Origin of the sequence: Enterococcus timonensis, assembly GCF_900104595.1 — a bacterium.
GTDB lineage: Bacteria > Bacillota > Bacilli > Lactobacillales > Enterococcaceae > Enterococcus_J > Enterococcus_J timonensis.
On sequence record NZ_FNVY01000003.1, the window covers coordinates 164,777 to 179,842 of the forward strand.

13 protein-coding genes are annotated in these 15,066 nt (G+C 37.9%); 12 read left to right on the forward strand and 1 reads right to left on the reverse strand.

From position 1 onward, the window contains the following. Nucleotides 1-7: 7 nt before the first annotated feature. Both BQ5341_RS02545 and BQ5341_RS02550 read left to right on the forward strand, forming a co-directional pair. Nucleotides 8-844 (forward strand): polysaccharide deacetylase family protein, encoded by an 837-nt coding sequence (locus BQ5341_RS02545; RefSeq protein WP_235836360.1) that lies wholly within the window; start codon nt 8-10, stop codon nt 842-844. 11 nt (nt 845-855) lie between these two features. Beyond that, entirely contained in the window at nt 856-4,122 is a 3,267-nt protein-coding gene (locus tag BQ5341_RS02550) for a glycoside hydrolase family 2 (RefSeq protein ID WP_071130509.1), read from the forward strand. A 70-nt stretch (nt 4,123-4,192) separates the two neighbouring features. Here BQ5341_RS02550 and BQ5341_RS02555 read toward each other — a convergent pair whose 3' ends face one another. Then, nucleotides 4,193-5,065: an AraC family transcriptional regulator gene (locus BQ5341_RS02555; RefSeq protein ID WP_071130843.1), complete on the reverse strand. Its 873-nt coding sequence runs from the start codon at nt 5,063-5,065 to the stop codon at nt 4,193-4,195. 238 nt (nt 5,066-5,303) lie between these two features. Between BQ5341_RS02555 and rhaB the strand changes: the two genes are divergently transcribed. The 10 genes from rhaB to BQ5341_RS02605 all read left to right on the forward strand — a co-directional run bounded on the left by rhaB (nt 5,304) and on the right by BQ5341_RS02605 (nt 15,059). Next, nucleotides 5,304-6,710: a rhamnulokinase gene (gene rhaB / locus BQ5341_RS02560; RefSeq protein ID WP_071130844.1), complete on the forward strand. Its 1,407-nt coding sequence runs from the start codon at nt 5,304-5,306 to the stop codon at nt 6,708-6,710. Next, nucleotides 6,707-7,963 carry an L-rhamnose isomerase gene (rhaA, locus tag BQ5341_RS02565; protein ID WP_071130510.1) on the forward strand — a complete coding sequence of 419 codons (1,257 nt, stop codon included), beginning with the start codon at nt 6,707-6,709 and terminating at the stop codon, nt 7,961-7,963. Before rhaB ends, rhaA begins: the two co-directional genes overlap by 4 nt. Nucleotides 7,964-7,965: 2 nt before the next feature. Beyond that, nucleotides 7,966-8,796 (forward strand): rhamnulose-1-phosphate aldolase, encoded by an 831-nt coding sequence (gene rhaD, locus BQ5341_RS02570; protein WP_071130511.1) that lies wholly within the window; start codon nt 7,966-7,968, stop codon nt 8,794-8,796. Beyond that, nucleotides 8,793-9,125 (forward strand): L-rhamnose mutarotase, encoded by a 333-nt coding sequence (gene rhaM, locus BQ5341_RS02575; protein WP_071130512.1) that lies wholly within the window; start codon nt 8,793-8,795, stop codon nt 9,123-9,125. The genes rhaD and rhaM overlap by 4 nt, the downstream gene beginning before the upstream one ends. Before the next feature lie 13 nt (nt 9,126-9,138). Further along, nucleotides 9,139-10,290: a lactaldehyde reductase gene (gene fucO / locus BQ5341_RS02580; RefSeq protein ID WP_071130513.1), complete on the forward strand. Its 1,152-nt coding sequence runs from the start codon at nt 9,139-9,141 to the stop codon at nt 10,288-10,290. A 198-nt stretch (nt 10,291-10,488) separates the two neighbouring features. Next, entirely contained in the window at nt 10,489-11,355 is an 867-nt protein-coding gene (locus tag BQ5341_RS02585) for an AraC family transcriptional regulator (protein WP_071130514.1), read from the forward strand. A gap of 173 nt (nt 11,356-11,528) precedes the next feature. Beyond that, nucleotides 11,529-12,620, forward strand: a complete 1,092-nt coding sequence (locus tag BQ5341_RS02590; protein ID WP_071130515.1) for a Gfo/Idh/MocA family protein — start codon at nt 11,529-11,531, stop codon at nt 12,618-12,620. After that, complete coding sequence (locus tag BQ5341_RS02595; RefSeq protein ID WP_071130516.1) at nt 12,617-13,327, forward strand: ThuA domain-containing protein; 711 nt, start codon at nt 12,617-12,619, stop codon at nt 13,325-13,327. The genes BQ5341_RS02590 and BQ5341_RS02595 overlap by 4 nt, the downstream gene beginning before the upstream one ends. 5 nt (nt 13,328-13,332) lie before the next feature. Further along, the gene (locus tag BQ5341_RS02600; protein WP_071130517.1) at nt 13,333-14,082 is read left to right on the forward strand and encodes a sugar phosphate isomerase/epimerase family protein; all 750 of its coding nucleotides are present in this window, start codon (nt 13,333-13,335) and stop codon (nt 14,080-14,082) included. Beyond that, nucleotides 14,079-15,059, forward strand: a complete 981-nt coding sequence (locus tag BQ5341_RS02605) for a sugar phosphate isomerase/epimerase family protein (protein ID WP_071130518.1) — start codon at nt 14,079-14,081, stop codon at nt 15,057-15,059. Before BQ5341_RS02600 ends, BQ5341_RS02605 begins: the two co-directional genes overlap by 4 nt. Nucleotides 15,060-15,066: the final 7 nt, after the last annotated feature.

Below are 15,066 nucleotides of genomic sequence, written 5' to 3' on the forward strand. Positions count from 1 at the left end.
GAAAGGAATGTTTCAAGTGCAACAATTTTGTATTACTTACCCCGAGGGAAAATTCAAAGCATTAACTTTAAGCTATGATGATGGACGAACTGAAGATCGAAGGTTGGTTGAAATTTTTAATCGTTATGGTTTAAAAGGAACTTTCCATTTAAATAGTGGACTATTTCCGGAAAATTTACCAGAGGGACAAAAAGAAATCTATGGGGCGCGCATTCCAGCTAGTGAGGTAAAACAATTATATGCAGGACATGAAGTAGCTAGTCACACATATACACACCCAACGATTGCCCGTTGCCCAATTGATAAAGTTATTCCAGAAGTACTGGAAGATCGCCGTTTTTTAGAAAATTTGGTTGGCTATCCAGTGCAAGGCTTATCATACCCAAATGGTTCCTATACCGAAGAAATAAAAGAAATACTTCCGAAGTTAGAAATTGAATATTCGCGGGTCGTAGGAAGTAGTCATAACTTTTCTTTGCCTAAGGATTGGTATCAGTGGCAAGCGACTTGTCATCATAATCAGCGCTTGTTGGAACATGGACAAGAATTTGTAGATTTGCATAAGAGTCAATATTTGTATTTAATGTACGTTTGGGGTCATAGTTTTGAATTTGGTCGAGATGACAATTTTGAATTGATGGAAAAATTTGGCCAACTCGTTGGTGGAAGAAAAGACACCTGGTACTGTACGAATCTTGAATTCAAACGGTATATGGATGCTAGTGCTAGATTGGTTTTTACAGTTGATGGTCAACAAGTATATAATCCAACCAATTTAGATATTTGGATAAATATCGACGGAACAGTGCAAAAAATTGCTCCAGGTCAAAATAAGCTGGATTAAAGGAGAAATTTGTGAAAACTCAAATTGGAGAATCATTTTATTTTCATCAAGACTGGCATTTTTTATTAGCAGATTGTTTTCCGCTGCAAAAGGCGCTAGACTGCTGGCAAGATGCTGCTGGAAATTACTTTTACCAAGCGAACTATCAAGAAGAAAACTGGCAAGAAATTACTATACCCCATACATTTAATGACGCAGATTTATTTAAAAATCGAATTCGTGACGCGGGTAGTTCACAGAAACGGACGATGGCTTTTTATCGAAATTGGTTAGAAGTTCCAGAAAATCGTCGAGATCAAAAAGTATTGTTGGAATTTTTCGGCGTGCGTCAAACTTGTTATTGTTATGTAAACGGCGAATTAGCGGGATTTTATGAAGCGGGTGTAGCACCGTTTGGTTTTGATATTAGTGAATTTATTATTGCTGGACAAAAAAATTTAATTGCCATCGCTACGGATAATACGACTACCAGAGAAATTCCATTTTGTATTGCTGAAACGCCAAATAATGCAGATGCTGTTCCGGGATCATATTTACAAAGTCAGGAAGAAACAGTTGATAAAAGTCGAGAAGGAGTTGGTTATTTCTGGAATTGTAATGATTTTAATCCGTCGTTGGGCGGGTTAAGCAAGCCTATTAAAGTGCATTTTAAACCAAATGTATACTTAACCTTGCCATTATATTCAAATTTGCAAACAAAAGGTTGTTACATTTATCCAGATAAAATCGATTTACAGACCGGTTTGACGACTTTATCTTTAACAGCTGAAATTCGAAATGAATCAACAGAAAATGTTTCGGCTTATTTACAAGTAGATGTTTGTGATTTAGATAATCGAGTATTATATACATTTTCTGGTCATCCAAAAAAAGTTAGTCCAGTAGGTAAAATTAAAGCTTCTAAAAGTATTATTCCAGAAGACGCCTATATTTGGGACAAACAAAAAAATGGATATCAAGCCATTGAAGATGAAGCAAAAATATTACCAACGAGAATTTCTTCTGAATTAATTAGCGAACTTACCGCACAGTCTGGTGATTTGCCTTTACGCTTGTGGTCAATCGTTGATCCATATTTGTACCGAGTAAAAATTAGTTTAATCGTTAATGATGAAAAATATGATGAAGCAATCATTGAAACGGGATTTCGTAAAATTGATTACGATCCGCAACAAGGAATTTTACTAAATGGTACTCCAATCTGGTTGCGCGGTTATGCACAACGTGCGACAAATGAATGGGCAGCTATTGGTCAAGGAACTCCCTGGCTTAGAGACTTTGATGCACAGTTGATCAAAGAAAGCAATGCTAATCATATCCGCTTTATGCATGTGGCAGGAAGTGTTGAAGATATCCAAGCATATGATCGGCACGGTGTGGTAGTTACTCAACCGGCAGGTGATAAGGAAAGAGAGAATTTTGGTCGACAATGGGACCAAAGAGTAGAGTTAATGCGGGATGTAATCATTGCCTTTCGTAACCATCCGGCAATTTTTTTCTGGGAAGCAGGAAATAATTCAATTTCTAAAGAACATATGCGAGAAATGCGCTTATTAAAAGAACAATTAGATTCAAATAATGATCGATTCATGGGATGCCGAACAATCAACACTGAAGAAGTACTTAATGAATCTGAATATGTAGGGACGATGTTAAATCGACATGCCGCTAAATTTTTAGCCCAACATGGTCCAATTATGGAAACTGAATATTCACGTGAGGAAGCTCCAAAACGGATTTGGGATGATTTTACTCCACCAGATTATGATTATCGCAATAAATATTTGGGTCAGGGGGGAAAAAAACAGCCGGGAATGGATTTTTATGATCTAACGAGTGAAGATTTAACAATTGCCACAGCTAGAGGATATAGTGAATTTTTTAATGATCGAATTACCGGGGCTTCAAACAAAGATTTATATGCTGGATGTGCAGCTCTTTGTTGGACTGATTCGGCGCAACATGGGCGCCAATCTTTTAGTGAAAATGCCCGGATGAGTGGACGGGTAGATCCTATTCGTTTGAAAAAACAAAATTTTTATGTCTTTCAAACAATGCAAAGTGATCAGTCCGCCGTGAAAATTGTTGGCCATTGGAATTATCCACCTTTAACTGATAAAACTTATTGGTACGAAGAAAAGAGATTTAATGGCTCCTTTTATGAAGGTACCGGAGAATTAAAACAACGGGATCCGCATAAAAAAACTTTATACGTCGTTGCTAGTTACAATATTAAAAAAGTAGAATTATTAATTAACGGGGAACTTGTTGGCCAATGTCAGAAACCTATCTCAACTTTTATTTTTCCGTTTGAAAATATTGACGTAACTCGTAATGGGAAAATTGAAGCATTAGCCTATGATTTTTCTGACCAACTAGTAGCTGAAGATATAATTGAAACGACCGGTAAACCAAGTCGACTCCGTTTAACACCAAAAACTAGTCCAATTGGCTGGACAGCAGATGGCTATGATTTAGCCTTAGTCGATGTAGAAGTCTTAGATGATCAGGGACGAGTTTGCGTTTTATCTAGTGATAAAATTGAATTTTCCACAACTGGGGCAGCTAATTTTTTAGGCGGATATAATAGTGGTCGCTTTGATGGATTTGATCATAATGATTCAGTGATTCATCAAAATCATGTTTATGCGGAGTGTGGAGTTAACCGAGTCTTTTTGCGAAGTGGCAAAAAAGGTGGAAATGTAAAACTGACGGCTGAAATGGCTGGTTTGCCAGTAGCAGAACTGACTTTGATGATGGAAAGCAAACCACTACTAAGTTTAGACAAAAGATATGCTGCAGTTAATTACGAAAATTATTTGTCGGTAGCGCCAATAGCAAAAAAAGAATTTACACCGATTCCAGCCGCAGACGCGCTTAAATATATTCCGGAAAAAGAAAATTACAGTAAAATTTTAATTGATGGACAAGAGCCCGATACCCGCGGCGTCCGGACTGTGAATGAAAATGGTCGGATTTGGGGAGCAGTTTTATGCATCTTAGACAGACTTCAACCAGTTGTGAAACCAAAATTCACTTATTCTTGGCAAATAGAAAGTGGGGAATTGACAGTTCTCTCGGGTAATATAACAATTACAGCTCAGGTTGGCAGAACCCACTTACTTGTAAATGGAGAGGAAAATTTGATGGATGGTCAGCCATATCTGTCAAAAACAGGTCAATTAGTAATGGAAGTTACCGCCTTGATTCCATTTATTCAAGGTTGCAGTGTACAATATGATGAAAAAGTAAATGTACTCAGAATTGAAACTGATTAAAAATAAAAAACCGGATGAAAGAATCATTTCATCCGGTTTTTTGGCATTAAATTAATTAACTCGCTTGCTTTCAATTCATCTTCCGATACTCAGTCGGGTTCAAGCCGCTTTTTTTCTTAAACAAACGAGAAAAATAGGCGGCATTTTCAATCCCACATTCTAAGGCGATGACTTGGACACTTTCATTAGTGTAGCGCAATAGGTCTTTGGCATAGGAAATCTTCTTGGAAATCACATAGTCAATGGGGGGAACACCCATATACAACGAGAATTCTTTGTTGAGTTGGAATTTATTAAAATGAAAAATCTTTTCCAAACCATCTAAAGTAACTACTTCTTGAAAATGAGTATCCAAATAATCTTTCATAGCTAAAACATAATGGGGAATATCTTCTTCTTTAAAATCTTGTTGAAATTTTTGTAATAAAAGTTCGTTTAATAGTTGGTGAATGAGGACTGAGGCTTGGTAATCGGATTTGGCATTGGGTTGTTCTTGGAGTTTTAATAATTGTTTCATCATGAGATGAATTGGATTTTCCAATGGAGCGCCTAACGTTTGAAAAACATTTTTGCCCGAACGCATAAATTCTTCATAAAAAGCAGCACTATTGGCGCCATAAAAATGAAGCCAGTCCATTTCCCAAGGTTCATTTTGACTGACGGTTTTGTAATATTGATAATTTTTGCAGTCAATAAAAAAAACTGAACCATTGTTTAAGGAAAAAGTTTCGTCTTGATAACGCAATTCACCGGTGCCACCTAACGTAAATTTCATTAAAAAACTAGGCAGACCGGCGCGCTCCGTGAAGTAAGGACGGCTAGCTTTAAAGTGGCCAATTTCTTGGACGAAGTAAAATAATTTTTGTGTTTTTTGGCTAGGAGTATGAATAAAACGAGTTGAATCTTTTGACCAAGAATAATCGGCATTTTCAAAATAATTCATCAGAAATCCTTCTTTCGAGGTGATTTTGGCTAAGTAAATATCGTTTGATTCGGCAAAAAAATGGAAGGCTAAAGTTCTTTCCAAAATCATTACCAAGATAGTGCAATTATACCGCAAAATTGTTGACGGTAAAAGTGTTTTTTTAAGTTTATACTCAATACATTAAGCGGATTCAATAAAAGAGGTGAAGATTTTGCATTATTTGGCCGTCGACATTGGTGCTTCCAGCGGACGCATCATGGCTAGCACATTGATTAATGAAAAAATTACATTAAATGAAATTCATCGGTTTAAAAATGGCGCCACGAAACAAGGAAAATATTACTGTTGGGATGTGGATCAACTATTAGCAGAAATTCTAATTGGTTTGCAAAAAGCAAAGCGCGCCGGAATTACTAAATGTTCATTAGGTATTGATACATGGGGTGTAGATTATTGTTTTTTAAATCAAGAAGGACAAAGAGTAGGGGATGCCATTGCTTATCGTGACTCGCGGACAGAACAAGCACCTGCACTTTTTGCTACAAAAATGCCTTTAACAAAACTTTATGCCAAAACAGGGATTCAAATTCAACCTTTTAATACAATTTTTCAATTATTGGTGGAAGAGCCTGAACGTGTAGACCAAGCAGCAACTTTATTATTTATGCCGGATTACTTAAATTATTGTTTGACCGGCCAGAAATTTACCGAACGAACGATTGCCTCCACCTCCCAGCTCCTTAATCTAGAAACGAAAACTTGGGATGAAGAAATTTTACAGATTCTTGGTCTAACAAAAGATATTTTTGCCCCCTTAATTGAACCGGGAACTTCAGTCGGATCGATACAGATAGAAAAATTTTCTGATTTTGATTTGCCAGAAGTAGAAGTAGTAGCTGTTGCTAGTCATGATACGGCTTCAGCGGTTTTAGCAACTCCGGGGAAATCAACAGAAAACTGGGCCTATTTATCTAGTGGAACTTGGTCGCTATTAGGATTAGAAAAGTCAAATCCGCTAGCAAGTCCCCAAGCCTTTGCCCAAAATTATACGAATGAAGCGGGAATTAATGATACAACGCGCTTTTTAAAAAACATTATGGGCATGTGGTTAATTCAAGAAGTGGCCCGCAACTTCAACCAGCAATATTCTTTTGCAGAGTTTGTGACTTTAGCACAACAAGAGCCGGCCTTTGCCCAATTTATCGATGTCAATGACTTAGTATTTTTACATCCGGATAATATGATAGAGGCCTTGAAAAACTATACTGTAATGACTCAACAAAAAATTCCCGCAACACCCGGTCAATTGGCTCGGGCCATCTATGATAATTTGGCGCTATGTTATGCCCATGAATTAGAGCAACTTCAGCATTTAACTAATATGCCGATAGATATTTTGTATATTGTTGGTGGCGGCAGCCAAAATGAATTTTTAAATCAATTAACGGCTGATTGTAGTCAAATTAAAATTTCAGCTGGACCGATTGAAGCCACAGCAATTGGCAATGTTGTGATGCAAATGTTAGCCAAAAAAATATTTAAAAATTTACAAGAAGCACGAAATATTATTCAACAATCTTTTCCAAGCAAAGTGTTCACTCCAAGTGAAACGAAAGTGCCACTTGTTCAATATAAAAATTTTTTAAAGGAGCAGATCAAATGACCGATATTACAAAAGCCTACCAACTGGCCCAAGAAAAATACGCTAAAATTGGTGTCGATACCGAAGCAGTCCTACAAGCTCTTGATCAAATTAAAATTTCCATGCACGTTTGGCAAGGGGATGACGTTCAAGGGTTTTTAAGTGACGAAGCATTATCTGGAGGGATCTCAGTTACGGGGAACTATCCTGGTAAAGCCACCAACCCGGAACAACTCCGTCAAGATTTACATGAAGCTTACTCTCTTATTCCAGGGCATCATAAATTAAATCTACATGCTATTTATTTAGATACTGATGAAAAAGTAGATTTAAATGAAATTGAACCTCGCCACTTTGCTTCATGGGTTGATTGGGCCAAAAAAGAAGGTTTAGGTTTAGATTTCAATCCGACTTTCTTTTCTCATCCAATGTTTAAAGATGGTTTTACTTTAGCCTCTCCTGATAAAGAGGTACGAGATTTCTGGATTGAACATGGTAAACGTTCACGGAAAATTGCCGAATATTTTGGTCGGGAATTGGGCGAAGTTTGTGTTAATAATTTTTGGGTGCCAGATGGTTATAAAGACAATCCCATTGATCGCTTAACTCCACGGAAACGTTTAGCTGAATCCCTCGATGAAATTTTTGCTGAAAAACTAGACGAAAATTACACGTTAGATGCAGTGGAAAGTAAATTATTCGGATTAGGTGCGGAAGCTTATACAGTAGGATCTCATGAATTTTACATGGGCTATGGCTTAACGCGAGATAAATTAATTTGTTTAGATGCTGGACATTTTCATCCAACAGAAGTTATTTCTAATAAATTATCTTCACTAGCTTTATTTAGTAAAGGTGTGTTCTTACACGTTTCGCGCCCCGTGCGTTGGGACAGTGATCATGTAGTAATTATGGACGATGAATTGCAAGAAATTGCCAAAGAATTGGTTCGTAATCAGTTATTAGATCAAGCTCATATCGGCTTAGACTTTTTTGATGCCACAATTAATCGGGTGGCCGCTTGGGTAGTAGGAACGCGCAATACGCAAAAAGCGTTGCTAAAAGCATTATTAGAACCAACTGACTTTTTAAAAGAAAAAGAATTGGCCGGCGATTTTACCGCGCGCTTAGTTTGGACTGAAGAGTTAAAAGATTTTCCATTCGCAGATGTTTGGAATTATTATTGCCAACAACATAACGTACCAGTTGGCCTAGATTGGTATCAAGAAGTTTTAACTTATGAAAAAGAAGTTTTAGCAAAAAGAGGAGAATAATTTTGAAAAAATTAGATATATTAAGTGCACCATATGTAGAAGAAATGATTGAAGTGACTAGCAATTTATATCGTCTTGGTTGGGATGAACGGAATGGCGGGAATGTTTCTTATTTATTAGATGAAAAAGAAGTTGAGCCATTTTTAGATTTAAATGATGTTCAACGGAAAATTCCGATGATTTTTGATGCTAGTGGTCTTAAAGGTCGTTACTTTATTGTCACTGGTTCAGGGAAATATTTTAAAAATGTTCAAAAAGCACCAAGTGAAAATATGGGAATTATCCGGATTGCTGAAGACGGCAAAACTTTAGATCTTTTATGGGGTTTAGAAAACGACGCTGTACCGACTAGTGAATTGCCAAGTCATTTTATGAGTCATTTGTCTCGTTTATCGGTTAATCCTAAAAACAGAATCATTATGCACAATCATGCGAGCCATTTGTTAGCGATGACCTTTACTCATGAACTTGACGAACGTGCTTTTACGCGGACTTTATGGCAAATGTGTACCGAATGTTTAGTCGTTTTTCCAGAAGGGATTTCCATTATTCCATGGCTTGTTCCAGGAACGAATGAAATTGGGATCGCCACTGCTGAAAAAATGAAAGAAACGCGTCTTGTTTTATGGCCACAACATGGAGTTTATGGCGCTGGCGAAACAATGGACGAAGCATTTGGCTTAATTGAAACCGCCGAAAAAGCAGCGCAAGTCTTCACTTATGTCAAAGCTCAAGGTCCAATTTTGCAAACTTTGACTGATGAAAACTTATGGAAATTAGCCCATGCTTTTGGAATTACTCCTCATCCTGGCTACTTAGAGGATGAAAAATGATTCGCAAAGCCTTTGTAATGACAGTCAATCCGAAAGATCACGCGGAATATCAACGACGCCATGAAGCATTATGGCCGGAAATGAAAACAGAGTTAAAAAATCATGGTGTTTTATCCTATTCAATTTTTTTACAAAAAGAAACGAATCAGTTATTTGGCTATTTAGAAATTGAAGATGAAGAACTGTGGGCTAAAATGGCTGACACAAAAATTAATCGTAAGTGGTGGGATTATATGGAAGATATTATGGAAACAAATCCTGATCATTCACCAGTTTCGGTTGATTTAAAAAATGTTTTTACTTTGGATTTTAAAGATTCACTACTATAAAGGAGGAAGTAACATGGCAAATCGAATGATTTTAAATGAAACATCGTATTTTGGAAAAGGAGCGATTCAAGAAATTGTTCCGGAAATTGCACGCCGGGGCTTTAAAAAAGTTGTGGTGGTCACCGATAAAGATTTAATTAAATTTGGTGTCGCAACAAAAGTCACTGATTTATTAAAAGCGGCCAATGTAGATTTCACCATTTATGACGGAATTGTTCCTAATCCAACTATTCAAAATGTGAAAGACGGCGTGGCGTTTGTTAAATCAGCAGGAGCTGATGCCTTAGTAGCTATCGGTGGAGGATCTCCGCAAGATACTGCTAAAGCAATCGGAATTATTATTGCTAATCCGGAATTTTCTGATGTCTTGAGTTTAGAAGGCGTAGCTGAAACTAAAAATCCATCCTTACCAATTTTGGCCGTGCCAACTACTTCTGGAACAGCTGCTGAAGTAACGATTAATTATGTAATTACCGATGCAGAGCACCATCGTAAATTTGTTTGTGTGGATCCTCATGATATTCCGCTTGTCGCTTTTGTCGATTCAGATATGATGATGGGCATGCCAGCAAAACTTGCCGCTTCAACGGGAATGGACGCCATGACGCACGCTATCGAAGGCTACATTACACCTGGCGCTTGGGAAATGTCTGACATGTTACACATTAAAGCCATTGAAATTATTGGCAAATCTTTAGAAGCTTCTGTAAAAGGTGATCAAAAAGCTCGGGAAGAAATGGCTTTAGGTCAATATATTGCCGGAATGGGTTTTTCAAATGTTGGCCTAGGTTTAGTTCACGGCATGGCGCATCCATTAAGTGCTTGGTACAATATCCCTCATGGCGTGGCTTGTGCTTCGTTGTTACCAACGATTATGAAATACAACAAAGAATACACCGGCGAAAAATATCGCAACATCGCTGTAGCTTTAAATATTCCTGGTGCTAAAGAAATGACTATTGAAGAAGCTCGTGAAGCAGCTTGTGGAGAAATTGATCGCTTAAGTAAATCTGTAGGTATTCCAGCAACTATTTCAGAACTTGGCGTTAAAGAAAGTGATATGGCTGCAATTGCTGAAGATGCCTTAAAAGACGTCTGCACCCCAGGGAATCCGCGGGAAACTTCTGTACCAGAAATTATTGCGTTGTATAAAAGCTTGTTATAATCTAACGCTAGAAAAAATTTAGAGATTTTGGCGGATAAATTTTTTTAAAATAAATTACTTATTTAAGGAAAATTAGCGTGACTTAATCACCATTTGAGTCACGCTTCATTTCTTTTCAAGTGAATTTTATTGTTATATAATAGTCACTAAGAACTTACATATAATAAACCCTAACAACGTATCAGAAAGGACTCTCTTATGAGCGTTTATCTAGAAATTCCCCGTTGGTCTGAAAAGATGGCCTTTCGTACTTTTGTCAATGATGGTACGGTAGCCACTTATCCTCATTGGCATAAGGAAATTGAAATCATTCAAGGACTCAAAGGTGTGACCAAAATTGGTGTGGCTGACGAAATTATTGAACTTTCGGCTGGAGAAATACATTTCTTTTCTAGCGGGGAGCCTCATTATTTTTTGCCTTCTGCTAATAGCTTGCGGAGTGTTTTTCAGTTTGATTTGAATTTATTTGATCTGCAACTTTTAAATATGTCGGCTAGCGAATTGGTGCTAATTTTTGAAGATAAAGTGCGCTACTCTCATCATTGGCCCCAAGCGACAGAAAAAAAATTGAACGATTTATTAGCGGATATTTTTATTAGTTGGCAAAAAGAATCGTCAAACTTGCCCACGGTTGCTTTATTATATCAACTGCTCTGGTTTTTCAAGCAGCAGTTGCCGGTGACAGAAGATCGTCCTGTTTTGCAGAAAAATTTTTCTAAAGGTCGTTACAAAGATACAATTCAGCAGCTCAATAAAGTCTATGACTATATTGAAAATCATTATTATGAGACGATTACCTTGCCAGATGTGGCGGATGAAGTGGGTTTTAATCCGCAATATTTTACCCGCTTTTTTAAAGAAAATACGGGCACCACTTTTATTACTTTTCTCAATGAGTATCGTTTAATGAAGGCTAGTTTTTTATTAAGCGAAGAAAAAAAACCGATGGCCGATGTGGCGGAGATGTCTGGATTTTCCAGCACGAAAAACTTTCAGCATACGTTTAAAGAACATTTTGGTGTTTCACCATTAAAATATCGCAAGCAACTAGAAGACTTAGAATAGTAAGTCGTGCTTATGTTTCTAGACTTTAATTTAAATTCTCGCCAACGTTGGCGGGAATTTTTTTTGTTTTTAAATGTCATTATTCGGGAACTTTTCATACTAGAATATGGGAGAAAACGCTATGATTTTCACCTATAATAAAAGCGAATTCAAAATAGAAAGAAGGAATTTAAATGACCTTAAAAATTGGAATTATCGGTTGTGGTGGCATTGCTAATGGCAAACATTTGCCAGCTTTATCAAAAATAAAAGAAGTCGAAGTCGTTGCTTTTTGTGATTTAAATGAAGAACGGGCGATAAAAGATGCCAAAGAATTTGGTAGCGCTGATGCTAAAGTGTTTACTGATTATCAAGAAATGTTAAAAGAAGACTTGGATATTGTTCATGTCTGTACGCCGAACTCTTCTCACGCGCCATTGACGATTGCAGCTCTTGAAGCGGGCAATCACGTGATGTGTGAAAAACCCATGGCTAAAACTGCGGCCGAAGCACGGGCGATGATTGCCGCAGCGAAAAAATCTGGCAAAAAATTAACAATTGGTTATCAAAATCGTTTCCGCAAAGATTCTCAATATTTGCATGAAGTTTGTTCACAAGGAGAACTCGGGGAAATTTATTTTGCCAAAGCGCACGCTATTCGTCGTCGGGCAGTACCTACTTGGGGTGTTTTTCTTGATGAAGAGGCGCAAGGTGGCGGTCCGTTAATTGATATTGGGACGCACGCGCTGGATTTAACTTTGTGGATGACGAATAATTATCGGCCAAAATATGTAGTGGGCAATGCTTATCGCAAATTAGCTGATCAAGAAAATGCGGCTAACGCATTTGGTCCATGGGATCCGAAAAAATATACGGTGGAAGATTCGGCTTTTGGTTATATCGTCATGGAAGACGGATCGACGATTTTTCTTGAGTCTAGTTGGGCGCTGAATTCACTTGATGTCAAAGAGGCCAAAACGACATTATGCGGCACACTTGGCGGAGCGGATATGAATCACGGATTGACTATTAATGGGGAAGATCATCAAATGCTTTACCAAAAAGAAATTGATTTATCAATTGGCGGAGCTGATTTTTTTGAAGGCGATAATGGCAACGACTCGTCTTTAAATGAAGCCCATAGTTGGATCAATGCGATTTTAAATGATACTGATCCTGTCGTTTTGCCGGAACAAGCATTAGTGGTAACAGAAATTTTAGAGGCGATTTACAAATCTTCTAAAGAAAATCAGCCAATCTTCTTTAATCAAGGAGGAAAAAAATAATGCACGTTACCGTTTGGAATGAGTATCGTCATGAATTATCTGAAGAAAAAGTGCGAGCCGTTTATCCTGAAGGGATTCACCAACAAATTGCTTCTTTTATAGAAACGCCTGAAATCTCTGTGGGCACGGCGACTTTAGATGAAGCAGAACATGGGTTAACTACAGACGTTTTGGCGAAAACCGATGTCCTGATTTGGTGGGGACATATGGCCCACGACGAGGTGAAGGATGAAATTGTTGAGCGCGTGTATCAACGCGTGTTAGATGGCATGGGCTTAATTGTTTTACATTCGGGTCACTTTTCAAAAATTTTTAGAAAACTAATGGGCACTAGTTGTGATTTAAAATGGCGGGAAGATGGTCAGCATGCGCGGATTTGGAATGTCAATCCAGCCCATCCGATTGCCGATGGAATTAGCGATTGCATCGAGTTAGAGCAAGAAGAAATGTACGGCGAACATTTTGATATTCCGGCTCCCGATGAATTAGTTTTTGTCAGTTGGTTTCCAAAGGGCGAAGTATTTCGTTCCGGCGTAACGTATCACCGTGGCAATGGGCGAATTTTTTATTTCCAACCAGGGCATGAAACGTATCCAAGTTATTACAATCAAGAAGTGCAAAAAGTGATTCAAAATGCGGTTCGTTGGTGCGCTCCAAAAAATTCTCGGCCGCGCGTTTACGGACATTTCCAACCATTGGAGGATTAATCAATATGAAATCAGCACTGCAATTATGGAGCATTAAAGATGAAATGCAAAAAGATTTAGCAGCCACCTTGGAAAAAGTCAGCGAAATGGGCTATCAAGCCGTGGAGTTTACGGGTTACTTTGGTCATAGCGCCAAAGAAGTTAAAGCGATGTTAGATAAATTTCACTTGTCCGTTGCCGGTAGTCATTTAAGTTATGAATTAGTTACCGAGCATTTTGATGAAATGTTGGCTTTTGAAGAAGAGATTGGCAACAAGCGTGTTATTATTCCTTGGCTAAATTTTGAAACGATTCCTGAATGGGAAAATGCTTTTGCAACTTTGGAAGAAATCGGCGCAAAACTTGCAAAAAAAAATTGTCAGCTGATTTATCACAATCATGGGCATGAATTTTTAAATTTTCCGGGAATTGATATTTTAGACAAGATGGCGCGCGAAACAACGCAAGTGAGCTTTGAAGTGGATGTTTACTGGTTAGCTTTTGCTGGCAAAAATATTTCCGCTTGGCTTGTTGAGCATCAGGAAAAAGTTGCCTTGATTCATATGAAAGATTTGACCGAAAAATTTGGCGAAAAAGAAAGTTGTGAACTAGGGACAGGAATTTTACCATTAAAAGAAATTGCCATCTTCGCCCAGCATAAAAAAATTCCTTATCTCGTAGTAGAGCAAGAACAATTTTCTAATCGGCAACCGTTAGCAGCGGCTCAGTACAACGCTGAAATCATTAATCAATTGATTCAGGAGGTAGGAAAATGAAATTAGGTGTTTTTACCCCCGTTTTTAATAATTTAACTTTTCCTGAAATGCTAGACCGCGCTGAAAAACTTGGCTTAGAAGCAGTGGAAATTGGCACCGGTGGCAATCCTGGCGATGCGCATTTAAATCTTGATGAACTTTTGGCAAGTAGCCAAAAACGGCATGAATATTTGGCGCAAGTTGAAAATCACGGCTTAATTATTTCGGCTTTTAGTTGTCATAATAATCCTATTTCACCTTTAGTTGATGTGGCTCAAAAAGCTGACGAGACTTTGCGCAAAACAATTCGTTTAGCAGAATTAATGAATGTGCCAGTGGTGAATGAATTTTCCGGAATTTCAGGGGGAAATGCTACCGATACGCAAATTAATTGGCCAACTTTACCGTGGCCGCTTGAATACAATGATAATTACAATTTTCAATGGGAGAAACGATTGATTCCTTATTGGAAAGATATTAATCATATTGCCGTTGATGCTGGTGTGAAAATCGGAATTGAATTACATGGTGGTTTTTTGTGTCACACGCCTTACACGATGTTGAAATTGCGAGAAGCTACCGGTAAAGCGATTGGTTGTAATTTGGATCCTTCGCATATGTGGTGGCAGGGAATTGATCCGGTCGCGGCGATAAAAATTCTAGGAGAAGCTGGCGCACTTCATCATTTTCATGCTAAAGATACGTATTTGGATCAAGATAATATTAATTTATATGGATTAACCGATATGCAGCCTTATGACAAAGTGAAAAGTCGGGCTTGGAGTTTTCGGTCGGTGGGTTATGGTCATGATATGAAAACTTGGAGCGATATGATGTCGGCTTTGCGTTTGTATGGTTACGATTATGTCGTGTCCATTGAGCATGAAGATCCGTTAATGTCAGTCGATGAAGGCTTAGGACAAGCGGTGAAAAATTTGCAGAGCGTGTTAATTAAAGATTCGCCAGGGACAATGTGGTGGACTGGCGATACGATTTAAAGTGAAT